A 26,229-nucleotide genomic window follows, 5' to 3' on the forward strand; every position below is an offset into this window, starting at 1 on the left:
CTGTTGCACAACGTTAATTATACATCTTCATAATCCGTCAGCGCAAGTTTAAATTTTGATAATAAATAAACGCCCCAAGTTTTGGGGCGGTCTTGTGCTTCATGGTAAAAGACATATTTTTATTCTTCGTCTTCCCAATTTTCATCTTCAAAATCTTCATCGCTCAAAGCTTCCCATGCCTGTTTTACCTTTTCAAATTCTTCGTCATCTTCAACCACTGTCAGGACCTCTTCCCCATCTTCTTCTACATCGATTCTAAAAATGTAAGCTGTTTCTTCATCCTCCCCATCGAGCGGCAACAATATTGCGTAATCATTGTCCTCCACATTTACAACGCCTATTACTTCGAATTCCGTAGCGTTGCCTTCCTCATCATATAAGGTAATGGTTTCTCTTTCTTCCGACATTAAAAAATCACTCCAATCTACTTTTGAAATTAAATACATTTTATAGCAATTTGATTTCCGTGTCAACATCTAGGCTGTGAATCAAGAAAGTTCTGTAGGATAACCACCGCCGACAACTTATCAATTACCTTTTTTCTTTTCTTTCTTGAAATATCAGCGTCAATCAAAACTCGTTCAGCGGCTACCGTAGACAGTCTTTCATCCCAATACTGCACTTCTATATTTAAATCATTCCTCAATTTTTCTCCGAATTCTTTTATCTCCTCTCCCTGGGGACCTAATGTACCGTTCATATTTACAGGCAGCCCGATGACAATCTTATTGACACTATATTTTCGCGCGATTTCTGATATCGCTTGAATATCTCCTTTTGTAGAGCCGCGGACAATCACTCCTATCCCTTGAGCCGTGATTCCCAGCTCGTCCGATACCGCAACCCCTATCCTTTTCTTGCCTACATCTAATCCAAGGATTCGCATTAACAAAGATACTCCTTTTACACGATTTTTATGCAAAACTCGGGACAAACCCTGCTGCAGTAACCACACAACGTACATCTATCATCATCTACAACCGCCTTGCCATTTTCAATATGTAATGCCCCAAATCCGCACTTTTTGACGCATCCTCCACAACCTTCGCACCAATCTTCAATTAATAACCGTCTTTTTTCGTTTGAAATATGCTTCTCGATTTCTACTGGAACATCTTTTCCTTCAAATGCCAAAACATTCGCAATAATTTCATGCTCCGACTTCATTCCTACCGCTATTGAATGTAAAAAGGGCAACCCCAAAACAAATTCGAGCGCTCTTTTTTTCTCTCGAATTAAATTGCCGCCTCCCAAACATTTCATCCCATAGATTCCCTTGCCGTTCTGATATGCTTTTTTGATGGCCTTTATCATATCTTCTACAGTCCCATCTTTTATTCCTATCCCTTGGTAGTTTATAATGGGATGTATAACATCAATTTCTTCCATCTCGGATGCAGCCAAAACCACTTCGACCGTATGAGTCGAAACGCCTATAGCCCTTATAATCCCTTTTTCTTTAGCTTCTATTAAATACTCAAGAGCCTCTCTGTGGCCCTTCAGGGTCAGTCGGGACTCCTGCTCGTGAAGCATGAAAATGTCTATGACATCCTTGTCCAAAGCTTTTCGTGCATCTTCCACGCTTTTTTTCATCCCTTGATATGTATATGCATAAGATTTGGTTGCCACCACCAAATCCTTCTCGCATCTTTTTAAAGCCAGCCTTATGTGCGGGTAATTTTGGTAGTATTCCGCCGTATCTAAAAAGTTTACTCCCAATTCGACGGCTTTACAAATTAAATCGGCTCCTTTTTCCTCGGTCAAATTCGCTTGAAGGGGCCCTAAAGTCAGCGTGCCAAAACAAAGGCGGGAAACCGAAATTTCCGTTTTCCCTAGGTTGTTATACTGCATCTTTATTCCTCTTCTTTTTCTAGGTAACTTTTAACAAGCTCTTCTAGTAGTTCATCCCTCTCAATTTTTCTTATCAGGTTGCGAGCGCCCTTAAAACTAGTTATATAGGCCGGGTCGCCGGACAACAAATATCCTACAATTTGGCTTATCGGATTATATCCCTTTTCCTTTAATGCATTGTATACTTCTGTTAAAATTTGTTTTGCCAATTTTACTTCTTCTTTTTCCATTTTTTTAAACATTACCGTATCCTGCATATTATCTTCCATCGTGGTTCCCCTCCTAATCGCAAAAATCTTCGGGAGCACGACGTATAAGCCGTGCTCCTTTCATAATGAGATAGGTAAAATCTCTATTAATCGTCGAAATAATTTTTAACAACATCTATGGCAAATTCAAGAGCCTGATGAAGTCTTTCCGGGTACTTCCCTCCGGCCTGAGCGAAGTCGGGTCTTCCTCCTCCTCCGCCGCCCGCTACTTCCGCTACCTTTTTAATAATTTTCCCCGCATGATACCCCCTCTCTACCAAGTCCTTGGTAACGGCGCAGACTAGATTTACTTTATTATCAACGGTCGACCCCAATATTACTATGCAGGTTTTTAATCTCTGGCGTATTACATCGCTGATGTTTCTCAAATCTTCGTAAGCGGCATTGTCAACAGCCGTCGAAACAACGCTGAAATCATCAAACGATACCTTAGCTTTTATTAAATCTTCTACCTTTTCGTTTATTAACCGCTGTTTAAGCGACTCAACCTCTCGCTCGGCCTTTTTTATCGTATCGTAAAGCTCCTTGATTTTAGAAAGTAAGTTCTCGGGTTTAACCTTCAACGCTTCGACCAGCTCGTCTATTATTTTTAGATTCTCCCTCGTGTAACTTAAAAAGTTCCATCCTGTTACAGCTTCGATTCTCCTTATTCCCGCACCTACGCTGCCTTCAGAGACAATCTTGAACAGTCCTATTTCTCCCGTCGACTTTACATGTGTACCGCCGCAAAGTTCTTTAGAATAGTTGCCCATACTCACCATGCGAACCTTTTCTCCGTATTTCTCTCCAAAGAGTGCTATTGCACCTTCTTTTTGAGCATCCTCCACCGTGGTCTCCTTAACAATTACAGGCATATTTTTCAGTATCGCACCGTTTACTAAATCTTCAATTCTTTGTATTTCATCCTCGGTTAAAGCTGTGAAATGGTTGAAATCAAAACGCAGACGGTCGGGAGCAACCAAAGAACCGCTTTGATTAACGTGTTCTCCGAGCACTTCTTTTAATGCTTTATGAAGCAGGTGAGTTGCGCTATGGTTCCTTGCTATGTTCTTTCTCCGGCTTTCGTCTACTTTCGCCGTTACTTTATCTTTTAGACGGATATATCCTTTTTCAAGTTCCCCAACATGATATATTTTGCCATCTGGCGTGCGCTTTGTGTCTTTCACGTTAAACGTAAAACTCTCACTTTCTATTATACCCGTATCCCCAACTTGTCCACCCGCTTCGCCGTAAAAAGGAGTTTTGTCAAGGACAAGTATGAGTTCTTTCCCCTTTCCCTCAGCTTCAATTGTGGGTTCATTTTCTTCAACAATCATTTCTACTTGAGCTTCACAAGAAAGCGTATCGTATCCCATAAAAACCGTTGGTTCCAAAGGCTTCAATACCTCATAAAGCTCATCTATGGGATACTCTCCTCTACGCGCCGCCCTTGCCCTTTCTCTTTGTTCTTTCATCAACTTGTCAAAGGATTCCTTATCCACAGTAAATCCCTTTTCCCGTGCCACATCCTCGGTAAGGTCTATGGGAAAACCATAAGTATCATACAATGTAAAAGCCATTTCACCGGGTATGGTCTTTACATTCTTCTTTTCAAGTTCTGCAATGCCTTCGTACAACATTTTCAGCCCATCGTTTAAAGTTTCATGGAACCTTTCTTCCTCGAAGTTAATAACTCTCTGAACATAATCCTGATTTTTCTTTATTTCTGGATAAGCATCTCCCATTATCGATACAACTACGGGAACGATTTTATATAAAAACGGTCTGTCTAGATCCAGTTCTTTGCCGAATCTTGCCGCTCTTCTTAGTATGCGCCTGAGTACGTAGCTCCTTCCTTCGTTGCCCGGCAATACTCCTTCAGAAATCAAGAACGTTATTGCCCTTATATGGTCAGCGATTACTCTGAAGGGGAAACCTCTTTCGTCGCCGTAATATTTTTTCCCCGTCATATTTTCCACGAAAGCTATTATCGGACGTAAAAGATCGGTGTCATAATTGCTATATACGTTCTGCATCACCGTTGCTATACGCTCAAGTCCCATGCCTGTATCTATGCTCGGTTTCGGGAGAGGGGTGAGGTTCCCTTCTTCATCGCGATTGTATTGCATGAACACCAGATTCCACAGTTCCCGCCAGCGGTCGCAGTCGCACACCCCTATTTTGCAATCGGGAGAGTTGCAGCGATATTCTTCTCCCCGGTCAATGTATATTTCGCTGCAGGGACCGCAGGGACCCGTATCGCCCATCGCCCAAAAATTGTCCTTTTCGCTCAGACGAATTATCTTCTCCGGAGGAACGTTAGCAACTTCCTGCCATAAATAAAAAGCTTCGTCGTCTTTTTCATATATACTTATCCATAACCTTTCAGGCGGAAGCTGAAGTACCTGGGTTAAAAATTCCCACGCATACGCGATGGCTTCTTTCTTAAAATAATCGCCGAAAGAAAAATTGCCGAGCATTTCAAAAAAAGTGTGATGCCGTGCGGTCCTGCCCACGCTATCAAGGTCGTTGTGTTTACCTCCGGCTCTAAGGCATTTCTGGGCGGTGGTGGCTCTTGTAAAGGGTAACTTTTTCAGACCTAAAAACACATCTTTAAACTGGTTCATTCCGGCATTGGTAAAAAGCAAAGTCGGGTCGTTATGGGGCACAAGCGATGAACTGGGAACGCGAACATGCCCCTTGCTCTCAAAAAAACTCAAAAATTTTTCTCTTATCTCTCCGCTACTCAGCATAACGTAAACCTCCACATAAATTGCGTTTTCCAAGAATTATATAGAAAATGTAGTTCATTGTCAATGTTTTCTAAGTTATTCGTCTAAGATATTCACTATTCTAGAAGTAAACATTCGACTTTTTTCAAAGCGTTTATTATTTAAATAAATAGCTAAAAAGGCCAGCGACATGAATAAAAGACCCGTCAAAAGCGAAAAAGGTTCTTCCCAGGCTATATTTATATTTAAAGTATTGGCAAAATTTAATCCCAAAATCACCCCCAAGAGGAAACTCACTAGCGGAATTACATACATGATGAAAGTAGCCGAAATTAGCGCCCTGTTTTCTATTTCGATTTCCACCACCTGTCCCACATTGGCATTTACATCATTTTGAACCCACACTTTTATGACTTTCTTTTCAGAACCGAGGCTACATGCTTTGCACTTTGCACAGGCGGACGTCCTTATTACCTCTACCTCAGCTTTATTGCCCTTTTTCGAAACGACAATCGCCTTTTCGCGCAAATGGAACATCCCCCTTTTATTTAATAAAGTGGCTTATTACCCTAATTAATTCTTCAATAACCTCTTCCTGTCTTTCAGTGTTTATAGCCCGTACAACACACCCTTTAGTGTGGTCTTTCAATAATATTAATCCTACTCTGTCTAAAGCCGCTCTTACTGCGGCGATTTGAATAAGTATGTCTACACAGTATTTCTCGTTTTCTACCATTTTTTGAATTCCTTTTATTTGACCCTCTATTTTCTTTAGCCTCTTTTTTAAATCTTCTTTGCTTTCACAATACGAGCAGCTCACTTCACTTTTCATTCGAACACCTCCACCAATACCTTTACAGGGTATCTATGTACAATTAATTATAGAATTATAATGATTCACAGTCAAATAAATAAAACAAAAACCCCGCCATGCCGTGTACTGACAAGGAACAGAGACCCTGCTCTCCCAGGTGGGTGTCCTCCTGGATGATTCATGTTTCCCTCTCATAAGGAGGGCATACAATCCACATCCAGAGTCCGGACTCCCTATGTCATAGTGTTGGCTCTTTCCTCTGTCAGGTCCACGCACACAGCAGGGAAATTGACTTTTTCAATTATAATGATATCACAGGAAGCTGTCCTAAATCAATTGTTTTTAATTGGCAATCTGAATGTGGAGCTCTTTCAACTGCCTTGATTCTACAGGTGCAGGAGCTTCCGTCATGAGGCAGGCAGCATTTTGTGTCTTCGGAAAAGCAATGCAATCGCGAATGCTGTTAAGACCTAGAAGTAGCATAACTAGTCTGTCAAGTCCGTAAGCTATGCCGCCGTGAGGAGGCGTTCCATATTCAAACGCCCTAAGCAGAAATCCGAAATTTTCCCATGCTCTTTCTTTTGTAAATCCCAAAACTTTAAACATTCTCTCCTGTAAGTCGGTCCTGTGAATTCTTATGCTGCCTCCACCCACTTCGGTGCCATTGAGAACTAAATCGTACGCTTTAGCCCGCACCCGCGATGGTTCTCTTTCCAGCAGGTCTAAGTCTTCGTCCATAGGTGAAGTGAAAGGATGGTGCATAGCCACAAAGCGATTTTCTTCTTCATCCCATTCCAAAAGCGGAAACTCCACAACCCACAAGAAATTTAGAGAGTTTTCATCTATTAAATTGAGCTGCTTTCCCAAGTGCAACCTGAGCTGCCCCATCGAGGTCAACACCAGTTTCGGATCGGTGTCAGCCACAAACACCAGGAGATCTCCCGGCTGGGCATTCATTCGTTTTAACAGCTCATTTAGAAGTTCGTCGCTGAAGAACTTCGCAATAGGCGATTTTATTCCTTCACCGGAATAGATTATCCATGCAAGACCTTTAGCGCCGAATTCCTTTGCTTTTTCCACCAATTCATCAATTTGCCGGCGACTAAAAAGCTCCGCCGAATTTTTTATGTTTATTCCCTTGACCTTTCCACCTGACTCTGCTGCGTCGGAAAAAACCCTGAAGTCACTTTTTGAAGCAATATCGGTCACATCTACCATTTCAAGGCCGAACCTGGTATCAGGCTTGTCAGTTCCGTATATTTCCATAGCATCTTTATAAGTTATCCTTTTAAATGGAATTTCTAAACTAATACCCATCGTTTTTTCCACAACATATTTCATAAGCCTTTCGTTCAATGAAATTACATCCTCAACATCAACGAAAGACATTTCTATGTCAAGTTGGGTAAATTCGGGCTGCCTGTCAGCCCTCAGGTCTTCGTCACGGAAGCATCTTGTTATTTGATAATACCGCTCAATTCCCGCCACCATCAAAATTTGTTTAAAAAGCTGCGGCGACTGAGGTAAAGCATAAAAGGTACCTGGATTTAAGCGGCTGGGTACTAAAAAATCCCTTGCTCCTTCCGGTGTACTTCTTGTCAACATCGGAGTTTCCACTTCTATAAAACCGTTTTCATCCAGGAAGTCCCTTATAGCTTTACTTACCTTGTGCCTGAAAGTTATATTGCGGAGCATCGACGGCCTTCTAAGGTCAAGATATCTATACTTTAACCGCAAGCTTTCATCAACTTTTATATCATCTTCTATGGGGAATGGAGGAGTTTTGGCGGGATTTAATATTTCAAGCTTGTCCGCAAATACTTCAATTTCGCCGGTCTTAATCTTGGGATTAATGCTTTCCTTTGGCCGTTCGTAAACCTTGCCATTTACCGCAATTACATATTCGGTTTTTACTTCCTTCGCCGTTTCAAAAGCTTCGCGGCTGTATTCAGGGTTGAAGACGACCTGAACGATGCCGCTTCTGTCCCTTAAATCGACAAAAATTAGTCCCCCGTGATCCCTGCGGGTTTGAACCCATCCCATAAGTGTAACTTCCTGTCCGCTGTTTTCTTTTGTCAGCATTCCACACTGATGAGTTCTTTTCATTTTTTCAAACATAAACCTAACAACCCTTTCCTGTCTTGTTTTTTAAAAATGCTTTGGCTTCTTCTAAAGGCAGTTTCTCTTGCCAACCAGTCGATAAATCTTTAACAGTAATTTTCCCAGTTTTAACTTCTTCTTCACCTATTATGAAAACATATTTTGCCGGTATCTTACTGGCATATTTCAGTTGGGCTTTAAGGCTTCTACCCATCGTATCCATCTCCGCTGAAAATCCACTTCTCCTCAAATCGTATAGCAGGCGCAATCCATAATCCCTCTGCTCTTCGCCCGTCAAAGCTATAAAGACATCCATCTCCCAGGCAGCAATTTTTAACAACCCCTTAGCTTCCAATAATAATATCAATCTTTCTACACCAATGCCAAAACCGGCAGCGGGAGTAGGCGGTCCTCCGCATTCCTCAATTAGATCATCATACCTGCCACCGCCGCAGACGGTACTCTGAGCCCCTAATTCCTCCGAAATTATCTCAAATACAGTTTTCGTATAGTAGTCCAACCCCCTTACGATGCCGGGGTCGACTTTATATTTTATTCCTACTGCCGTTAAATACCTTTTTACTTGTTCAAAATGTTCTCTGCAATCATCGCAAAGAAAATCCAAAATCACCGGTGCATTTTCAAGCACCTTTCGGCATTCGTCGTTCTTGCAATCAAGAATTCTCAACGGATTTTTGTCCAGGCGTATAAGGCATGTTTCACATAAGAAATCCTTCTTTTTATTTAAAAAATCTTTTAATTGTCTTTTATAATCTTCCCTGCAACTCTTACACCCTATGGAATTGATATGTACTTCTAATTGAGAAAGGCCGAGTTGTTCCAAAAACAAAACGGCAAGCGCTATGACTTCCACATCTATCAAGGGGTTCGGAGAACCGAAAGCCTCAATCCCAAATTGATGAAATTCTCTTTGTCTTCCTGCCTGGGGCCTTTCGTATCGGAAACATGGCGAAATATAAAAAAACTTTGCCGGTAAAGGATTGTTAAAAAGTTTGTGCTCAATATAAGCTCTAACCACTGGAGCGGTTCCTTCGGGTTTTAGCGTAATGCTTCTCCCTGATTTATCTTCAAAAGTATACATCTCTTTTTCAACGATATCAGTCGCCTCGCCGATGCCCCTTTGAAACAGTTCGGTATGCTCAAAGGTAGGTGTCCTTATTTCCCTATAACCAAATCGTTCGCACGTTTCTCTAAAAACACCTTCTACGTACAACCATTTAGCGCAATCTTCTGGAAGCAAATCGCGCGTACCCCTTGGTGCTTTCGTAAGCATCTTTTCAGCTCCTTGTTTATTTTTCGCAATTTTGTGTACAGGCTGCATAAAGCCTTTATAAATCAATATAGAAAAATTAACTTTTTATGTCAAGCAATTTTTCACAATTTCATAACAGATGCCTCATAGACTTTAAAAAAAGGTATATTAAAATATTAAGTACAAGGACTTAACAAAAACACCATGGAGGTGAAAGCCGTGAAGGTGTTCTCCCGGTACAAATATCTCATCGCTATCTTGCTGGGCTTTACTCTGGGAGCTGCTGTAGTCGCCGGTGGAATATTCGCTTACAATTTCTTTTATCCTTCAAACTCGGCTAAGGCAGGCACCTCAAATTCGGTAAGTAACAACTTAAATCAAGCAGTTTATATCGGTCCAACCAACATTCCCGACATCATAGAAAAGGTAGAAGATGCGGTAGTTTTTATAGAAACGACAACTAGGAGCGCTTCCGTCGATCCATTTTTCTACGACCCATTCTTCAGGGAATTTTTCGGAGATAATTTTCCCTTTTCAAACCCAGAAAGTAAAAGCGTGGGGTCTGGCTTTCTCATCAGTCCCGATGGGTATATATTGACAAACCACCACGTCATCGAAGGTGCCACTGAGGTAAACGTCACCGTAAAAGGATTTTCAGATCCCTTCAAAGCTACAGTAGTCGGCACTGACTTCGAACTGGACCTCGCAGTACTCAAGATAAATTCCGATAAAAAACTTCCGTATCTTAATCTGGGCGATTCTGACAAAATGCGGGTTGGAGATTGGGTCATTGCAATAGGCAACCCTTATCGATTGGACCATACCGTCACTGTCGGAGTAATAAGCGCCAAAGGAAGACCCCTTGCCATAACCGACAGGTCCACCGGCAAAACAAGGGTGTTCAAGGATCTCATCCAAACCGATGCCGCTATCAATCCAGGAAACAGCGGTGGTCCATTGATTTCTTTAAACGGCGAAGTAATCGGCATTAATACGGCTGTCAACGCGGAAGCCCAGGGCATAGGCTTTGCCATTCCCATCAATACAGCAAAAGAGGTATTGGACGAGCTTATAAAAACCGGCGGCGTCTCGAGGCCTTACATCGGTGTTTACCTCCAGGATATAACTAAGGATTTGGCAGACTACTTCAATTTAAAAAGCACCGAAGGCGCCCTGATAAGTTATGTTGTTCCAAATAGCCCCGCAGAAAAAGCAGGACTCAGGCAGGGTGACGTAATTCTTAAGATAAACGATAAAACCATTAAAAAATCCAGCGATGTTTCGGAAATAGTCAGCAACTCAAAGATAAATCAGAAGCTTGTTCTGCTAATATATAGAAATGGTAGAACAATGTACGTTTCGGTAACAGTAGGAAAAAAACCTAATCAATAAAAACTCGAGGGATCAGGTTTTCCCTCGAGTTTTTTTGAAAAAAATCCACTTTGGATTTTTGTCTTCATCATCCAGCTCGTTTCTGATACTTTTCACGGTCTCAACGTTAACTTTCATATCCCTAGCTATGTCTTCGTCTGTAACTCCTTCCTCAAACAACTCAAGGTAATCACTAAAAGCTTCTTCTGGCCTAAATATTAACCTGGGGTGCTTGTTTTTTTTCTTCATTAGAATCCCTCCAATCCCCAGGTATAGTGTTCCCTTGGCTGCAAAAATTATTTATCTCCAACTTTATCTTAAAAAAGGATTGGTTGCTTTCTCAACCCCGATTGTGGATTCGCTTCCATGACCCGGCAGAACACGCACATCCTCATCTAATATTAAAAGTTTTGTCTTTATAGAATTTATAATTTCTTCGTAAGAACCACCGGGAAAATCCGTTCTTCCTATAGAGCCAGCAAAAAGAGTATCTCCTGTAAAAAGAAGTTTACCCGCTTTTATACATATACTACCAGGTGTATGTCCGGGAGTCCATATTATCTCTAAGGTTAACTCCCCCACATTAATTACTTCCATACCTTTTAATTCTTTGTCGGCGGGCGGTTGTGCTATGCTATGCCCCATATAAAACGACAAATTTTCTTGCGAAGATACCAGCATTTTTGCATCCTTTTCGTGAATTGCAACCTTCGCACCGGTAGAATTTTTTACTTCTTCCACAGCCCCTATGTGGTCCACATGGCCGTGGGTTAGAATTATCCACTCCACTTTTAAATTTTGATCTTCTATTTCTTTCAATATGGTGTGTGGTTCCGCACCGGGATCTATTACCACAGCATTTTTGTGGTCATCCGCTAAAATATAACAATTGGAAGCAAGCGGTCCTACTTGCAGTCTTTTTAGAAGCATCGCTCTCCTCCTCAAAATGTCTTTTTTGAATCGAGCAAAATGGTCACCGGTCCATCATTTAGTATGGTCACCAGCATATGAGCCTGAAATTGGCCGGTTTTTACACTGGCAACCCTATTTCGACATAATTCTACAAAAACTTCGTACAATTCGCGAGCTTTATCTTGAGGAGCAGCCTGAGTAAAACTTGGCCTTCTGCCTTTTCTGACGTCACCCATAAGGGTAAATTGGGACACAATCAACATTTCGCCCTTTGTTTCTTCTAAAGAAAGGTTCATCTTTCCTTCATCGTCCTCGAATATCCTGAGAGACACTATCTTTTCCGCCAAATATTCTGCATCCTCTAAAGTATCATCCTGTGAAACTCCCAGAAGAACCATAAGTCCCGGACCTATCTGGCTTATTATTTCATCATCTACGGCAACAGAAGCACCTTTTACCCGCTGGACGACAGCTCTCATTATTTTTATTACCCCCTACTGATTCATTACCCTTCTGACTTCGAAAATTCCATTTATCTTTTTCAATTTTTGAATAATATTATCCAAGTGCTGTCTATCCGTAATTTCAAGAATGAGGTCTATTACCGCAATGCCGTTTTTCGATGCTCTGGCATTTACCGAATCTATTGTAGTATTCATATCCCCTAGGATGTCCAGCACATCCGACAGCATGCCTGGTCTGTCGTAACCTGAAGCCTCAATTTCTACCGGGAACGACTTTTCTTTGAATCCATCCCATTTAACTTCAATAAGTCTTTCTTTATCGTAGACGTTATTAATTACATTTGGACAATCCTGTCGGTGTATTGAAACCCCTCGCCCTCTGGTTATATATCCCACTATTTTATCTCCGGGTACCGGGTTGCAGCACCTGGAAAATTTCACTAAAACATTGTCCACTCCATCTATTTTTACACCTTCAAATACTTTATTTTTTTGCTTAAACTTTTGTTCCCCTTTACCACCTTCCAGTTCTACTTTGTCGGATTTAACGTTCCTTTTATATTCTTCTAGAATTTTTTGAACAGCCTGAGTTGCTGAAATCCCACCGTAGCCGACCGATGCAAAAAGATCGTCTATATTTTGAAAGCTGAGCTTCTTCAGCAGGTTGTCCATAAAATCCTGATTTATAAGCTGGTAAATGTCGTACCCCTGTCTCTTGGCCTCTTTTTCCAACATCTCCTTGCCGCGGTTTATGTTTTCCTCACGTCTTTCTTTTTTGAACCACTGCCTTATCTTATTTTTTGCCTGAGTAGATTTAACAAACTGCAGCCAATCCCGGCTGGGGCCATTGCTGTGAGCCGATGTAATTATTTCAACTATATCTCCGTTTTTTAGCTTATAGTCTAAAGGTACGATCTTACCGTTAACTTTTGCTCCGATACATCTGTTCCCGATGTCTGTATGAATTCTGTAAGCGAAGTCTATGGGACACGATCCTGCTGGTAAGTTTATCACATCTCCTTTAGGAGTAAAGACGTAAACTTCATCGGAAAACAAATCTATTTTCAGGGATTCCATGAATTCTTTAGCATCTCGCAAATCTCTCTGCCAGTCGAGAATTTCTCTAAGCCACGATAATTTCTTGTCAAAGTCGTCACTTTTATTTCCTTCCTTGTACCTCCAATGAGCCGCAATACCGTATTCTGCAGTTTTATGCATTTCGTAAGTTCTTATTTGAATTTCCAAAGGTTCCCCAGAAGAGTCTATAACGGTAGTATGAAGCGATTGGTACATATTGGGCTTTGGCATCGCAATATAATCTTTAAATCTACCTGGTATAGGTTTCCATAGGGTATGGACGACCCCCAGCGCCGCATAACAATCCCTTACACTTGCAACAATTACCCTTACAGCGGTCAAGTCGTAGATCTGCTCGAAGGATTTGTTTTGTTCTTTCATTTTTTTATAGATACTGTAGAAATGCTTTGGACGTCCCTGAATCTCCGCCTTTATGCCCGCAGCCGCCAGCCGCTCTTCTAAGATGGCTATCATCTTGTTTATGTGTTCTTCTCTTTCCTTTCTTTTTTTGGCTACTTTTTCTACCAATTCATAGTAGCGCTCTGGTTCCAGATACCTGAAAGCTAAATCCTCCAATTCCCACTTAATTTTAGAAATTCCAAGGCGATGAGCAAGGGGCGCAAAAATCTCCAAAGTTTCTATGGCTATTTCTTTTTGCTTTTCTTTAGGTAGATACTTTAGAGTCCTCATATTGTGGAGCCTGTCTGCCAGCTTTATAAGTATAACTCTTATATCCTTAGCCATCGCCAAGAACATTTTTCTGAGGTTTTCCGCCTGCTGTTCTTCTTTAGTCTTGAACTCAAGTTTTCCCAACTTTGTAACGCCATCTACCAATAAAGCTATTTCGTCTCCGAATTCTTTGGTAATATCTTCCAGCGTATATTCTGTGTCCTCTACTACATCGTGCAACAGACCGGCAGCTATTGTGATGGTATCAAGTTCAAGGTCAGCCAAAATCATGGCGACTTCTAAGGGGTGGAAAATGTATAGCTCCCCGGAAATTCGGTGCTGGCCATCATGGGCTTTTTTTGCAAATTCGTACGCCCTCTCGACCAGCTCCAAGTTGGCCGAAGGATTATACGATTTTATGCGATCTTTTAGGGTATGAAGAGTTGCCAAAATATCCACCCCTTTTTTAAACCTAATATTTGATGAGAGAAATTACCTCGTACTTAGATAAATATTCTCTTCCTTTTAAATCTGTTAATTCAATCAAAAAAGCAACAGCAGTAACTATTCCGCCAAGTCTTTCGACCAATTCGATAGTGGAAAAAATAGTTCCTCCTGTAGCTAAAAGGTCATCCACCACTAATACCTTTTGGCCGCTTTTAATAGCATCTTTGTGCATTTCGAGCACATCAGTTCCGTATTCGAGTTTATACTCGGCTTTTATGGTCTCTCCCGGAAGTTTTCCTTTTTTTCTTGCGGGAACAAATCCCTTGCCAAGTTCATAAGCGAGCGGTGCCCCGATAATAAATCCCCTGGCCTCAGGTCCCGCCACAAGGTCAAAATCCTTATCTCTTACTAAATCCGCTAGGCTTTTGATGGCTATTTTGAACGCTTCCCCATCTTTCAAAAGGGTTGTTATATCTTTGAAGCTTATTCCTTTCTTAGGAAAATCCATTATTACCCGAATTTTCTCTTTCAGGTCCATTAGATCTCCTCCTGTTTTAATAATTCTTGTATATTTTGAAAATTATTATAAAATTCTATTACCTTTTTCCTCAGTAACAAAAGTTTTTGATAAGTAGGCGAAAGACTGATATCTAGCCTTTTTAAGTTGAAATTGAAATGCAGAACTTTAGCTTCATCTTTGTCTATGACGTATTTTAATATTCCTAACTCTTCCAAAACATTTAGCACATTAATAACAATTATTCGGTCTGCTTTTTTTAAATTTCGGCTCCTTAAATAATCCACTAATTCATTTAAAGAAAAAGTATTTTTTTTGTTTTTTGACAAACTGTATACAAAACCCAGAGTTAACGCTAAAATTTGCTTCCCAGGCAACAATTTTTCACAGACTAAATAATTATACCTCAAATCTTCCCGATTGAAAATTAAGTGAAGCTTGTGCGAAGGTAAGTCTAGAATATGGTCTTTCATAAGTTCGACGCTAAAAGGCGGATCGTAAAAAACTATCTCCTCCATAACATCCGACAACGCTTTGTGTGAATCGGCTCTCGGATCTATTAAAATAACATTTTTCTTACTTAATATGTCCTTGCTGTCTAAATTAAAAAAAACCCCTACATCCGATTTTACGATATCAAATTTTTTAAGATAAGCTAAAAGCCGCCAGGCTTGATAAGGGGTGTTTACTTTAACCAGAGTTCTTTTGTCCGACTCAAAAAGGCTCTTAACATACTTCCGCTTGTTCTTAACTTTAATAAATTTTATCTCGTTGCCGATGCTGTATCGATTCTCTTCCACATTATTAAAATCCATCTCTCGTATCACATTTAAAAACCGATTATAATATTCTTCTTCCAATTTTATCATAATCTCGTCTCGAAGAAAGGGGATTTTTATGTCTTTCAAATTGAGCTGCAGCTTTTTATTCCCTTCCCACTCATTGAGCTCAAGCCAAAAGGCTACATCTATCAGAGGAGCTATTTCTAATTGGTTTTTGTAATTTCCAAAGTTAAAACCAATAGCACTGAATTCTTTTTCCCTTTTTTTCAATCGAATTTTTAAATGATTTTCTTTTTCCCCTACAGTCTTTATTTGTTCTATGGACATGTTCCTGCAGACAAAAACAGGTTTTGGATTGCCAAATCCGAAAGGCTTGAGGAGCTCTAGCTGTTCAGCCAACTCGGTCGTCAGTTCCTCTGGGGTCAGTTCCATATCTATTTTCAGTTTCATTTCCCAGCTATCTTTTGCAATAGACTTAGCCAATTCATTTATCTTTGAGCGAAAATTTTCTATTTCGTTTACTTTTATAGTAAAACCAGCAGCCTGCTCGTGACCGCCGAATTTATCAAGCATACCGGATAACTGTTTCAAAGCCTCGAAAATATTAAACCCCGGTATGCTCCTTGCTGATCCTCTCCCTTCTTCCCCCTCTTCTGATATCAGGATGCACGGTATGCAAAAGTTTTGCACAAGTTTCGACGCTACGATTCCAATAACACCGGGATGCCATCCAGAACCGGATGCAACGATAACTTTTTCTTTATCAAAATTTACGTTTTTGAGTATGTATTCCTTTGCTTCATTATATATCTTTGTTTCAACGGCCTGTCTTTCTCGATTAAGGACTTCCAAATCCTTAGCAAGTTTTTGTGCTTCTTTTTCTTCGTCAGCAAGCAAAAGCTGCACGGCCAAAGCGGCATCCAAAAGTCGCCCTGCAGCGTTGAGCCTTGGTGCCAAAATATAACTTATTTTTTCTTCATCGATATTCTTTACCGAAAGGCGACACTCCTCCAACAAAGCAAGCAACCCTTTTTTATCGGTACTTCTTAATACATTTATCCCACATTTTGCAATTATCCGATTTTCATCCACCAACGGAACCATATCGGCTATCGTGCCCAACGCAACCAGGTCCAATAATTTGACGGTAACTTCTCTGCTACAATTCGAAAGAGCCTGAATTAACTTTAGAGCAACTCCCACCCCGGCCAGTTCTTTAAAAGGATAAGAGCAGTCTTTCTGTTTAGGATTTATTACCGCAATAGCTTTAGGTACATCATCGTGGGGCTCGTGGTGGTCCGTAATCACCGTATCCATCCCCAGTTCTTTCGCGTATATTACTTCTTCTTGGGAAGCTATACCGTTGTCCACGGTGATTATCAACTTAGTGCCGCTTTTCGCAATTTTTTCAACCGCCTCTTTATTTAGGCCGTATCCCTCTTCTAACCTTGAGGGGATGTAAAAATCTACATTTCCTCCCATTTCGCGCAAAGCTCGCACTAACAGGGCGCAGCCAGTAACTCCATCAACATCGTAATCTCCGTAAACGGTTATCTTCTCTCCGTTCAAAATAGCTTTTTTTACCCTCGTAACGGCCTTTTCCATGTCTTTAAGCAGAAAAGGATTGTACATGTCGTCAACAGAAACCCTTAAAAAGCGCACTACATCTTCTTTTTTCTCTATACCCCTGCTTTTTAACAGTTTTAAAATTACAGGGTGGAGATTTTTCACATTATACGATGGAATTACCGGCGGACATAATTCCCACAGGTAGTTTCCATCTATCACAAAATTACACACCCCCATCCCTTAAAACACATATAATTATAAAACAACCGAAACGTTATATCAACGAATTTTTTATCAAATCAATTGCCCGCTATTGTTTATGACATTCACCAATACATCTCTATTTAACTCGTCTACGACGTAAAGTTTGCCACATGCCGCCTCTGCTATCCTGGTGAGGCAGTCCTTGTTCGGTTGCAGGCCAATGCAGCAAAAATCTATTTTTTTCTTTCCAATCTTTTGTGCCGCAATAATTGCATCTTTTACTGGATCCGTGCTCCAAATAGGCACGGTGGGTATTCCATCAGTCACCAGCATAATCAACGGATTCTTCAAATTTTTAGAGCACATATAAGATAGTGCCTGCTCCAAAGCAAGGGCAAGAGGAGTAAGGCCTGAAGATACAATGCTGCTTACACCGGAATCTACATCGCTGAAATTTTTGGTAAAGGGAACGCAAATTTTAACCTCTTTTTCTTGAAAAGCAAGAACGCTGACCCTCCTGTGGGAATTCAACACGATATGCTTTGCCAAAAACTTTGCACTTCTCAATCTTTCACCAGCCATGCTAGCACTGGCGTCTATGAGCAGGCAAATATCTTGTCCTTTTTCAAAAGATCTTTTCACAATTACAAAGTCTTCAGTTGAAATCGACAATCTTTCGCCTTCAATATAACACCTAACTAAAGCTTTTTTTATCGTCTCCGTTATTTCGATTTCTTCGAGCCATTCATTTTTATCATAGATTTTTTTTGATATAATTCCTCTGTTTTTTTGAATATTTTTAGCATTAGTGAAGACAGGTGCTATTATCCTTTCTCCCCTTTTGGGAAGTTCTTTTATCATTTTCTTCAACATCAATTCTAATTCTTTATTATTTTGCTTTATATAATCAATGAGATTTTCCCCTTCTTGGGTCAAATAGTAAGTACCAGATTTTTTGCGAACAATATCATTTTTTTCCAGTCGATCTAAAATTTCATCCAAATCTCCGTACTTTTTTTTCAGCTCAAAAAGGTCCTGCCTTTTTCCGGACTTGAAGTATTCTAGCAGCTCCTGTAGCTCGTTTAGGCTACCGAAATATTCGCTCAACTCTACCGCTTTTTGATATTCACTTCTTGTAAATTGTTCTTCACTGAAATTGGTTTGTTTTAAATATGAGTCCGAATTTGTCGCGTAAGGGGATAAATCGTACGGAGTATTACCGATTTCATTTTTGATTTTTTCCACTTTCCTTATCTCCACACCTTGTTCTATTAGAGCTTCTTCCAATTTGTCTACTAAAAAAAGTAGAAAATCTAAATTATCATCATCGAGCAAAACGGCAAGGTGCACGTGATTCAAATGGTCTTTCAAAAGACTTTCGGTTTTCCCATAATTTAAGGTCCCGGTTAATCTTCCTCCTCCGCTGCCCGTTTGAATATCTATAAAATCTCCCATAGGTTCTTTAGAAACTTCAGAGAGCGCCTTCAGAAGGTTGTCTGCAATTCTTTTTACATCTACCTTTTTTACTTCATGAAACAAATCCACATGCACTATTTCGCCTTCATTGAACCTGTTATAAAAAACTTTTCCTGCATCGGAATTAGTGATAATTCGAACCAATTGAGGTCGTTCCGGAGAAATTACGTGTACCTTTCTGCTTACTACCGCCGCCTCACCTATCCGTACTCCCCTGCCTCTTGCAAATTCATTTTTCATTTTTTCTAATGGTGCAATCACAAAAGTTCATCCTCCGTTTTAACGCACTCATTGAAATCCAGTTGTTTTAATGGAACAGCTTTTTGGTCCGGTGCGTTTATTTCGACATTCTTGGGATCTACCGTCGGCAAAGCTTTTCCTTTCATGGCTCTTGAGAAAGCTGAAAACATTTTTTTAAAAGAATTCATTTTGTTATTTCTTTCAACTTCCCTTTGCATGGGGCTTGCGAAATTTTCCTTAGCCGGCAGTTCAAGTTGCGGTTTTTGAAAAGTCTCCGTATTTTTGGTGTTTAAGCTTTCCAGATTCTTCAATATTTCAGCCAAGTTTTTACTGTCTGTTCTATGTTTTAAAGCAACCCTTACAAGATAAGATAAATCCTTTATTTCAGGCTTCTTGCCTCGTAGAGCACTTAAAATCCAGATTCCGTGCAATATCGACTCCATTCCCCGGATGCTTTCCAACCCATAATTAATGTACATTGATGCCAAAGTCGTTTTTAATTCTTCGGGAACCTCAAATTCGGCGAGTTTCTCTCTTGCTTCAATAAACTTTTTTACCTTTTCCCTTTCCAATTCCAAATTTTCCTTTCGTTCACGTCCGTCCAGTATGTCCAGTACAGTCCCGATGCTTTTGGGCTTTTCCACATCTACTACAAAATCAAATCTATCCGAAAGTTGGCGCCGAATGTTTTCCAGCGGCCCCGGGTCTTCGTCGGGGTTGGATGCAGCCCAGACGCTCACTTTTACCGGTATTTCTACGGTGGGCAAACCGGTCTCTTCTATCTGAATCCTGCCTGGCTTCGTTCCCATAACATCCAGCAAAATATCTACGATTTCAGGAGACGTATCAGCAAGACGATTTATTTCGTCTATAAAAATCACACCCCGGTGAGCCCGTGGGATGGTACCCAGCAGCAATGCTGCCTGAGGATTATTCTTGGACAAGAGTTTCCCCACGTCAATACTTCCCACTACTGTCCCTTTTTTAGCCGAATGGGATATTTCGAGAAAAGGCATATCTATCAGCTCTACGCCAATTTTTTCGATTTCTTCTGGAGAAAGGTCTTTATGGTTGGGACAGTGGGGATCTTTTGGGTCGCAATTGTACTCGCACCCTTTTATTCGCTCGATTTTTGGGAAAATATTGCGGGAGGCCCTTATAATAGTAGTTTTTCCTGTACCTCTCAATCCTTCCGCATGAATGTGAACCGGAACACCTGCATAAGTCGAAAGAATGGCGATGTCTATAATATCGAAAAGGCATCTGTTGCCCTCGTGCCTCACCAATTGCGAATATCTTTTCATTCAAATCCCTCCTTACGACAATATTTTCCCACGGAAAAAGGTTTTTAATTAAAAAAAAGAGGGCCTTTTAAGCCCTATTTTTTAAAAATTTAGCCTTAAGCTCGAACAGCTTTATGTTGTCCTCTCAACATGCTCCATATAGGCGTTGCTATAAATATCGTGGAGTAAACACCGCTTACTATTCCTACAATAAGCGCCAGGGTGAAATCTTTGATGGTTTCACCGCCTAAGAAGTAAAGCGAAATTATAGAAAGAAGCGTTGTCAAAGACGTATTTATAGACCTCGTCAGACATTGAGTTATACTCGTATTGGCTATATCGTCAAACTTGGCTTTTCCCATAATTCTTTGGTTCTCGCGTATGCGGTCGAATATGACTATCGTATCGTTTATAGAATATCCAACTACTGTAAGAATGGCTGCAACGAACGTAACATCGACGGGAATGTAAAATATGGAATAAAAACTAATCATTACAAGGACATCGTGGACAAGCGCAAGAATGGCTGCGATTCCCGACTTAAATTCGAAACGAAAGGCCACATACAGGAGCACGCCGAAATTTGCAATTAACAAAGCTATCAAAGCCTGACGCTGCAATTCCTTTCCGATTATCGCATCCACCTTTTCTGCACGTATAAGCTGAGCTTTTGGCCACCGTTCCTTTATAGTTTGAGTTAGCTTGTTTTTTTGATCTTGAGAAAGAACAGGAGTTCTTACTATCAATTCTTCGCGGTTATCTCCGGCTTCTTTAATTTCAACATTTTTAAGACCCAAACTTTCAATCTTCTGCCTTGCTTCTGCGAGACTATAGGGTTCTCCTATATCAAAATGCAGTATATCGCCTCCTGTAAAATCCACACCCCAATTCAATCCCCGAGTCGCCAAAGAAAACAGCCCAGACGCAATGACGATAAGGGAAATACTGATCCAAAGCCATTTTCGTTCCATGAATGCGTATTTTTTCACCGTTTTCACCCCCTTATGCGCTGAAAAACTTCTTGTTGGTTATAAGCCTTGTATTTATCAAGTTACCGAGCAATATTCTTGTGACCACTATAGCAGTGAATAAACTTATAATATTGCCCAGAATCAAAGTCACCGCAAAACCTTTAATTGGACCCGTTCCGAAATAAAAAAGTACAATTCCAGCTATAATAGTCGTCAAATTGGAGTCAATAATTGTAGTAAATGCTCTGTGAAATCCTGCATCCAAAGCTGCCCTTAGGGTCTTTCCGCTTCTAAGTTCTTCTTTGAACCTTTCGAAAATGAGCACGTTAGCATCCACAGCCATACCTACTGAAAGTATGAAACCTGCAATTCCCGGGAGCGTCAAAGTCGCATCCAGTGCTACAAAAGTTATTAAAACGAGCATGATGTAAAAAGCTAGAGCTATGTCAGCCACTAATCCGGGTATCCTGTAATATACTAGCATAAAAGCCATTACCAAAATAATACCTATAATACCTGCCCTAAGACTTTTGATGAGCGAATCCGTCCCGAGCGTAGGGCCGACCGACCGCACTTCTCGCTGCTCTAAATCTATCGGAAGGGCTCCTCCTCTGATGAGGGCGGCGAGCTGTGCGGCTTCGTCTATGCTTGAAAGCCCCTCTATGACAGCTTCACCGTTTGAAATAACCGATTTTACAACAGGTGCAGAAATGACCTCACCGTCAAGCACAATCGCAATGGGCTTGCCAAGAAATTTTTCGGTGGCCTCGGCAAATTTTTTAGTTCCTTGTGAATTAAGTTTTAAACTTACTACGGGATTGTTTAAATTGTCGTATAAAGCCCTGGCATCGCTTACATCGTCTCCGGTTAGTATGACCTTTTGGTCCGGACCAATGAACTCCAGCGAAGCGGTCTTTCCAATTATTTCAAGTGCTTTCTGTGAATCTTTCACACCCGGAAGTTCTACGCGTATTCTATTTTCACCTTGTCTTACAACCACTGGTTCTGCCACACCCAGCTGGTCTACCCTCTTCCAAATTACCTCTCTTGCCGCATTCATCTTTTCTTCCGAAATCGTCTGCCCCGGCTTAGGTTTTGCTTCAAGAAGGACATAAATTCCACCCTGAAGGTCCAGGCCCAACTTAATTGCCTTTTTTAGCGGCAAAACTTGATAAGGGCCTATCTTCACCCCAAAAGCCAAAGTATAAGCTAAAAAAAAGGCAATAAATAAAATGACCGCTATTTTGAGCAAACTCTTGGCCCTTAAGTTCATTTTAAGGTTCCTCCAATCCCTTAGATACTGCAAGTTTTATTATATTCCTCGCCTTTAATGCTTGTCAACAAACCGAAATTTAAAAAAGGCCTTTGAAAAAAAGGCCTTTATTCTTTTTCCTTCTGGCAAACCTGATTTGCCACAGTACATGATGTTTTGCAGGCAGACTGGCATGATGCTTGACATTCCCCGCATCCGCTCAAAAAAATAGCTTCGTTATCGCATAAATTTCCCTTATGTATCACCTTGATGTGCTTCATTCATCAATTCCCTCCTTCGCAATTTACATTGTCACCTCGTTACATTATACCACAATCCAATTACAGTGAAAAGATATTTACATATTTACACCTATAGCACCGGCAAATGCCCCTATTAAAAATCCAATGATTAAATCAAACATTATACTTAAGTCGTATCCCGCACCATTTGTTACAAAAAATCTCATAATCATTATAAATGCTACATAGAAAAGTCCAATAAATCCGCCGTGGAGCCAGCCTCCATAATCTAAATCTCTTGTAGCTTTAAAACTGCTGAGTGCTATGCTCAAAGCACCTACTGCAGTCACGGCTTTTGGGATAATATCTTCTGATAACGAACTGAAATACAATATTATGCTTAAAGCAAGAATTAAAAACAATGTAATTATGTAAGCATTCAAAATACCCACCACTACTTTTGAAAAACTGAACCTTCTGGTAACCGTAGAATTTTTCATCAAAGTTCGACCTCCTTCCTTATAACTTTATTTCAAGAAGGAGGTCTGATATGCTAAATATTACACTGTATTTTAGATTTATTTTTCCTGCTTATCAGCCTTTTTTATTACATTCCCGATGGCGGACCTCGTCACCTTTATTTTCACTTTATCGCCCACTTCAAGCGTCACCACATCGTCTTTAATATTCAAAATTCGCCCAAAAATACCTCCAATTGTAATGATTTCATCGCCTTCTTGGAGATTATCCAGCATATTTTTTCGCTCTCTTTCCCGTTTTTGCTGGGGCCTAATTATTAAGAAATAGAATATTGCAAAAATCAATATAATTGGTCCGAATTGCTGAAGGAAAATCGTCGTGTTCAAGTTTCAATCACACCTTCCCTTTTTATGATTTTTTATCACTAAATCTCTAATTCTGTACTCAATCCCGAAATCCTCTTACCTATACCCATATTTTGAAAAAAATTCTTCCTTTAAATCTAAAAAATAGTCTCCCTCTATTGCCTCCCTTATCTTTTCCACAAGTCTGAGCAAAAAGTACAAATTATGGTAAGTGGTCAGCCTCAGACCCAGAATTTCGCCGGCATTCAGAAGATGCCTTATATAAGCTCTCGTATAATTTTTGCAAACATAGCAGTCACATTCCGGGTCTAAAGGCGAAAAATCCCTGGCGTATGTAGCGTTTCTCACGACCAGTTTTCCTCTTGCCGTGAAAACCGTGCCGTGGCGGGCTATTCGGGTGGGCAGGACGCAGTCAAACATATCTATCCCCCTTTGTATACCTTCGAAGATGCTGTCCGGCGATCCCACTCCCATTAAGTACCTTGGCTTTTCCTCTGGCAGTAGCGGAACTACATAATCCAAAACTTCATACATACATTCCTTCGGTTCCCCTACGCTCAACCCTCCCACGGCATACCCTTCGAAGTCCATGGCCACCAAATCTTTTGCGCTCTTTTCGCGCAAGTCCCTATAAAGTCCTCCCTGGACTATGCCGAAAAGGGCCTGGTCGTTTCTTTTGTGGTGTTTTTTGCATCTTTCCGCCCAGCGCGTCGTGCGTTCCACGGAATTTTTCGCGTATTCATAGGTGGCAGGATAGGGTATGCATTCATCAAAAGCCATTATTATATCTGCACCGATGGAATTTTGTATTTCAATAGACATTTCAGGGCTAATAAAGTGTAACGAACCGTCTATATGAGACCTGAAGGTCACTCCTTCTTCTTTTATCTCTCTCAATTCGCCTAAACTAAAAACCTGATACCCTCCGCTATCGGTAAGTATGGAGCCTTTCCAGTTCATAAATTTGTGCAATCCGCCGGCTTCTTCAATTAATTTGTGCCCCGGGCGAAGGTAAAGGTGGTACGTGTTGCTCAAGATGATTTTCGCACCTATCTGTTCAAGCTCTTCTGAAGTCATGGTCTTTACGGTTGCTTGAGTTCCCACAGGCATGAAGACCGGTGTCTTTACAATTCCATGGTATGTTTCCAGAAGGCCTGTTCTTGCACTGCATTTTTCAGCTCGATTTAATACTTCAAATCTCATTTTTCATCATCCTCTTTATCTTTTCCATTATTTGTGTTTTTGATCAGCAATTTCTTGATTAAATCCCCTTCCATAGAATATATCGACACCTCGGCATCTCCTATTTGATACACCTGACCTACAGCCGGTTTTTTGCCTTTTTCTTGAGCCAGGCGGGTTATCACTCCACCAAGAGTGTAGCCCAATTTTTCAGGGATTTTCGTCCCTATCATTTTGTTAATTTCCTCAATAGGTGTTGCCGAACTTACAATGGTCCCTTTTTCTAAAAGGGTTTCTCCGGGAGAGAAAAACTTATTTATAGCAAACAATGCACCTATGGATATAATTCCAAGTAATATATCTACCATAGTTTCAGCTTCGATTATCATTTTTCTCGCCGTCGCAAATAGCAATACTTCTATAACGCTTGCGGGCGTATGTCTTACCAGCATTATCACTAGCTCAAGTCCTATCACCAGCAAAAGAGCGTGTCCTAGAAAAGTCTTTAAGAGTGAAAATGTCTCCAAGGGCGGGGTGGTATATATTATCCTAAAATACCTGAATAGATCCACCGAACCAACTACAACGCCGGCGACTATAAAAGCCGCAAGCGCCACTTCCAAAAGGATAACCCCTTTTATTATATACTTGCTGGCTTTTTCTTTCATAATTCCCTCCTTAAACAATCAACATAGCATCTCCGAAGCTGTAAAACCTGTATTTCTCTTTTATTGCTTCTTTATACGCCGACATAATCAGTTCTTTATCGGCAAAGGCACACACTAACATAAGAAGTGTGGATTCGGGCAAGTGGAAATTCGTAACCAATCCATCCACCACTTTGAATCGGTAACCCGGATATATAAAAAGGTCCGTCCATCCGCTTTGGCTTTTGACAAATCCATTTTCATCGGCCACTGTTTCCAATGTCCTGGTGGAAGTCGTTCCTACCGCAATAACCCTCCTGCCTTGCTGTTTTGTCGCATTTATAATCCGGGCTGTTTCGTTATCGACTTCAAAGTACTCATGGTGCATTTTGTGCTGTTCCACTTTCTCCTCTTTAACGGGTCTGAAGGTTCCCAGCCCGACGTGGAGAGTGATGTAACAAACCCTCACACCCTTTTGCTCGATTTTTTTCAGCAGTTCTCTGGTAAAATGAAACCCTGCCGTGGGTGCAGCAGCGGAACCAGGTTTTCGCGCATAAACCGTCTGGTATCTTTCCTTATCTTCCAGCTCCTTTTTAATGTAAGGGGGGACCGGCATCTTACCAACTTCATCCAAAACATGTTCAAAAATTCCCTCATAGTAAAATTCAACTATTCTGCCGCCAGCATCGGTATAATCTAAAACCTTTGCCTGAAGTCTTCCGTCGCCAAAAGTAAATTCCGAGCCCAATTTCGCTCTTCTGCCGGGTTTTACTAGAATTTCCCATTTATCTTTTTCGATTCTTTTTAAAAGGATAAATTCTATTTTCCCTCCTGTATCCTTCCTTGTTCCTAATAACCTGGCAGGAATAACTCTTGTATCATTAAGAACTAAACAGTCACCTTCTTCCAAGTAGTCAATGATGTTTTCGAAAATCCTGTGCTCAAAACTTCGTGTGTCCCTGTGCACTACCATTAATCGCGATTTATCCCTTTCCGGGAGCGGTTCCTGAGCTATAAGCTCTTCGGGTAGTTCGTAATAGAATTCTTTTACGTCCATTGCC

Annotated in this window: 26 protein-coding genes and 1 other RNA gene; 1 reads left to right on the forward strand and 26 read right to left on the reverse strand. The window is 40.8% G+C overall.

Features of this window, described 5'->3' with window-relative positions; all coding sequences use genetic code 11:
- Positions 1 to 119: 119 nt before the first annotated feature.
- From AN618_RS02905 to hisS, 10 genes are all read right to left on the reverse strand, one after another.
- Positions 120 to 407: a DUF1292 domain-containing protein gene (locus AN618_RS02905; protein WP_066351856.1), complete on the reverse strand. Its 288-nt coding sequence runs from the start codon at positions 405 to 407 to the stop codon at positions 120 to 122.
- A 62-nt stretch (positions 408 to 469) separates the two neighbouring features.
- Positions 470 to 886, reverse strand: coding sequence for a Holliday junction resolvase RuvX (ruvX, locus tag AN618_RS02910; protein WP_066351860.1), 417 nt, complete (start codon positions 884 to 886; stop codon positions 470 to 472).
- Between the two features lie 17 nt (positions 887 to 903).
- Complete coding sequence (locus AN618_RS02915) at positions 904 to 1,851, reverse strand: aldo/keto reductase (RefSeq protein ID WP_066351862.1); 948 nt, start codon at positions 1,849 to 1,851, stop codon at positions 904 to 906.
- A 2-nt stretch (positions 1,852 to 1,853) separates the two neighbouring features.
- Positions 1,854 to 2,120, reverse strand: a complete 267-nt coding sequence (locus AN618_RS02920) for an IreB family regulatory phosphoprotein (protein WP_066351865.1) — start codon at positions 2,118 to 2,120, stop codon at positions 1,854 to 1,856.
- Positions 2,121 to 2,206: 86 nt separating this feature from the next.
- Positions 2,207 to 4,852 (reverse strand): alanine--tRNA ligase, encoded by a 2,646-nt coding sequence (alaS, locus tag AN618_RS02925; RefSeq protein WP_066351867.1) that lies wholly within the window; start codon positions 4,850 to 4,852, stop codon positions 2,207 to 2,209.
- A gap of 75 nt (positions 4,853 to 4,927) precedes the next feature.
- Positions 4,928 to 5,368 carry a SoxR reducing system RseC family protein gene (locus AN618_RS02930; protein WP_245628363.1) on the reverse strand — a complete coding sequence of 147 codons (441 nt, stop codon included), beginning with the start codon at positions 5,366 to 5,368 and terminating at the stop codon, positions 4,928 to 4,930.
- Positions 5,369 to 5,375: 7 nt separating this feature from the next.
- Positions 5,376 to 5,663, reverse strand: a complete 288-nt coding sequence (locus AN618_RS02935) for a metal-sensitive transcriptional regulator (RefSeq protein ID WP_066351870.1) — start codon at positions 5,661 to 5,663, stop codon at positions 5,376 to 5,378.
- An 86-nt stretch (positions 5,664 to 5,749) separates the two neighbouring features.
- Positions 5,750 to 5,934: non-coding RNA, 6S RNA (gene ssrS, locus AN618_RS02940), on the reverse strand.
- Positions 5,935 to 5,987: 53 nt separating this feature from the next.
- On the reverse strand, positions 5,988 to 7,763 hold the full coding sequence (gene aspS / locus AN618_RS02945) for an aspartate--tRNA ligase (RefSeq protein WP_066351873.1): 1,776 nt from the start codon (positions 7,761 to 7,763) through the stop codon (positions 5,988 to 5,990).
- A gap of 4 nt (positions 7,764 to 7,767) precedes the next feature.
- Positions 7,768 to 9,039, reverse strand: coding sequence for a histidine--tRNA ligase (hisS, locus tag AN618_RS02950; protein WP_066351876.1), 1,272 nt, complete (start codon positions 9,037 to 9,039; stop codon positions 7,768 to 7,770).
- A 198-nt stretch (positions 9,040 to 9,237) separates the two neighbouring features.
- On the opposite strand from hisS, the gene AN618_RS02955 reads away from it, so the two are divergent.
- Positions 9,238 to 10,410, forward strand: coding sequence for a S1C family serine protease (locus AN618_RS02955; protein ID WP_083515012.1), 1,173 nt, complete (start codon positions 9,238 to 9,240; stop codon positions 10,408 to 10,410).
- Positions 10,411 to 10,422: 12 nt separating this feature from the next.
- Here AN618_RS02955 and AN618_RS02960 read toward each other — a convergent pair whose 3' ends face one another.
- The 16 genes from AN618_RS02960 to queA form a co-directional block, all read right to left on the reverse strand.
- Positions 10,423 to 10,638 carry a hypothetical protein gene (locus AN618_RS02960; RefSeq protein WP_066351885.1) on the reverse strand — a complete coding sequence of 72 codons (216 nt, stop codon included), beginning with the start codon at positions 10,636 to 10,638 and terminating at the stop codon, positions 10,423 to 10,425.
- A 63-nt stretch (positions 10,639 to 10,701) separates the two neighbouring features.
- The gene (locus AN618_RS02965) at positions 10,702 to 11,319 is read right to left on the reverse strand and encodes an MBL fold metallo-hydrolase (protein WP_066351887.1); all 618 of its coding nucleotides are present in this window, start codon (positions 11,317 to 11,319) and stop codon (positions 10,702 to 10,704) included.
- An 11-nt stretch (positions 11,320 to 11,330) separates the two neighbouring features.
- On the reverse strand, positions 11,331 to 11,780 hold the full coding sequence (gene dtd, locus AN618_RS02970) for a D-aminoacyl-tRNA deacylase (protein WP_066351890.1): 450 nt from the start codon (positions 11,778 to 11,780) through the stop codon (positions 11,331 to 11,333).
- A 15-nt stretch (positions 11,781 to 11,795) separates the two neighbouring features.
- Entirely contained in the window at positions 11,796 to 13,961 is a 2,166-nt protein-coding gene (locus AN618_RS02975; protein WP_066351894.1) for a RelA/SpoT family protein, read from the reverse strand.
- A gap of 22 nt (positions 13,962 to 13,983) precedes the next feature.
- Positions 13,984 to 14,496, reverse strand: a complete 513-nt coding sequence (locus tag AN618_RS02980) for an adenine phosphoribosyltransferase (RefSeq protein WP_066351904.1) — start codon at positions 14,494 to 14,496, stop codon at positions 13,984 to 13,986.
- Positions 14,496 to 17,045, reverse strand: a complete 2,550-nt coding sequence (recJ, locus tag AN618_RS02985; protein ID WP_066351907.1) for a single-stranded-DNA-specific exonuclease RecJ — start codon at positions 17,043 to 17,045, stop codon at positions 14,496 to 14,498. Before recJ ends, AN618_RS02980 begins: the two co-directional genes overlap by 1 nt.
- Positions 17,046 to 17,120: 75 nt before the next feature.
- Complete coding sequence (locus tag AN618_RS02990; protein ID WP_066351909.1) at positions 17,121 to 18,767, reverse strand: VWA domain-containing protein; 1,647 nt, start codon at positions 18,765 to 18,767, stop codon at positions 17,121 to 17,123.
- Complete coding sequence (locus AN618_RS02995) at positions 18,764 to 20,050, reverse strand: ATP-binding protein (RefSeq protein ID WP_066351911.1); 1,287 nt, start codon at positions 20,048 to 20,050, stop codon at positions 18,764 to 18,766. Before AN618_RS02995 ends, AN618_RS02990 begins: the two co-directional genes overlap by 4 nt.
- Positions 20,051 to 20,145: 95 nt before the next feature.
- Positions 20,146 to 21,018, reverse strand: coding sequence for a protein translocase subunit SecF (gene secF / locus AN618_RS03000; protein ID WP_066351913.1), 873 nt, complete (start codon positions 21,016 to 21,018; stop codon positions 20,146 to 20,148).
- Between the two features lie 13 nt (positions 21,019 to 21,031).
- Complete coding sequence (gene secD / locus AN618_RS03005) at positions 21,032 to 22,273, reverse strand: protein translocase subunit SecD (protein ID WP_066351915.1); 1,242 nt, start codon at positions 22,271 to 22,273, stop codon at positions 21,032 to 21,034.
- Between the two features lie 107 nt (positions 22,274 to 22,380).
- Complete coding sequence (gene scfA / locus AN618_RS12560; RefSeq protein ID WP_073256333.1) at positions 22,381 to 22,533, reverse strand: six-cysteine ranthipeptide SCIFF; 153 nt, start codon at positions 22,531 to 22,533, stop codon at positions 22,381 to 22,383.
- Positions 22,534 to 22,610: 77 nt separating this feature from the next.
- Complete coding sequence (locus AN618_RS03010) at positions 22,611 to 22,994, reverse strand: TIGR04086 family membrane protein (protein WP_066351917.1); 384 nt, start codon at positions 22,992 to 22,994, stop codon at positions 22,611 to 22,613.
- Positions 22,995 to 23,072: 78 nt separating this feature from the next.
- Complete coding sequence (gene yajC / locus AN618_RS03015) at positions 23,073 to 23,360, reverse strand: preprotein translocase subunit YajC (RefSeq protein ID WP_066351918.1); 288 nt, start codon at positions 23,358 to 23,360, stop codon at positions 23,073 to 23,075.
- 75 nt (positions 23,361 to 23,435) lie between these two features.
- Positions 23,436 to 24,542 carry a tRNA guanosine(34) transglycosylase Tgt gene (gene tgt / locus AN618_RS03020; protein WP_066351921.1) on the reverse strand — a complete coding sequence of 369 codons (1,107 nt, stop codon included), beginning with the start codon at positions 24,540 to 24,542 and terminating at the stop codon, positions 23,436 to 23,438.
- A complete protein-coding gene (locus tag AN618_RS03025; RefSeq protein WP_066351922.1) occupies positions 24,539 to 25,189 on the reverse strand; it encodes a transporter associated domain-containing protein in 651 nt (216 codons plus the stop codon). Before AN618_RS03025 ends, tgt begins: the two co-directional genes overlap by 4 nt.
- A gap of 10 nt (positions 25,190 to 25,199) precedes the next feature.
- Positions 25,200 to 26,225 (reverse strand): tRNA preQ1(34) S-adenosylmethionine ribosyltransferase-isomerase QueA, encoded by a 1,026-nt coding sequence (gene queA, locus AN618_RS03030; RefSeq protein WP_066351928.1) that lies wholly within the window; start codon positions 26,223 to 26,225, stop codon positions 25,200 to 25,202.
- Positions 26,226 to 26,229: the final 4 nt, after the last annotated feature.

This window comes from Fervidicola ferrireducens, assembly GCF_001562425.1.
In the GTDB taxonomy this organism is placed as follows: Bacteria; Bacillota; Thermosediminibacteria; order Thermosediminibacterales; family Thermosediminibacteraceae; genus Fervidicola; species Fervidicola ferrireducens.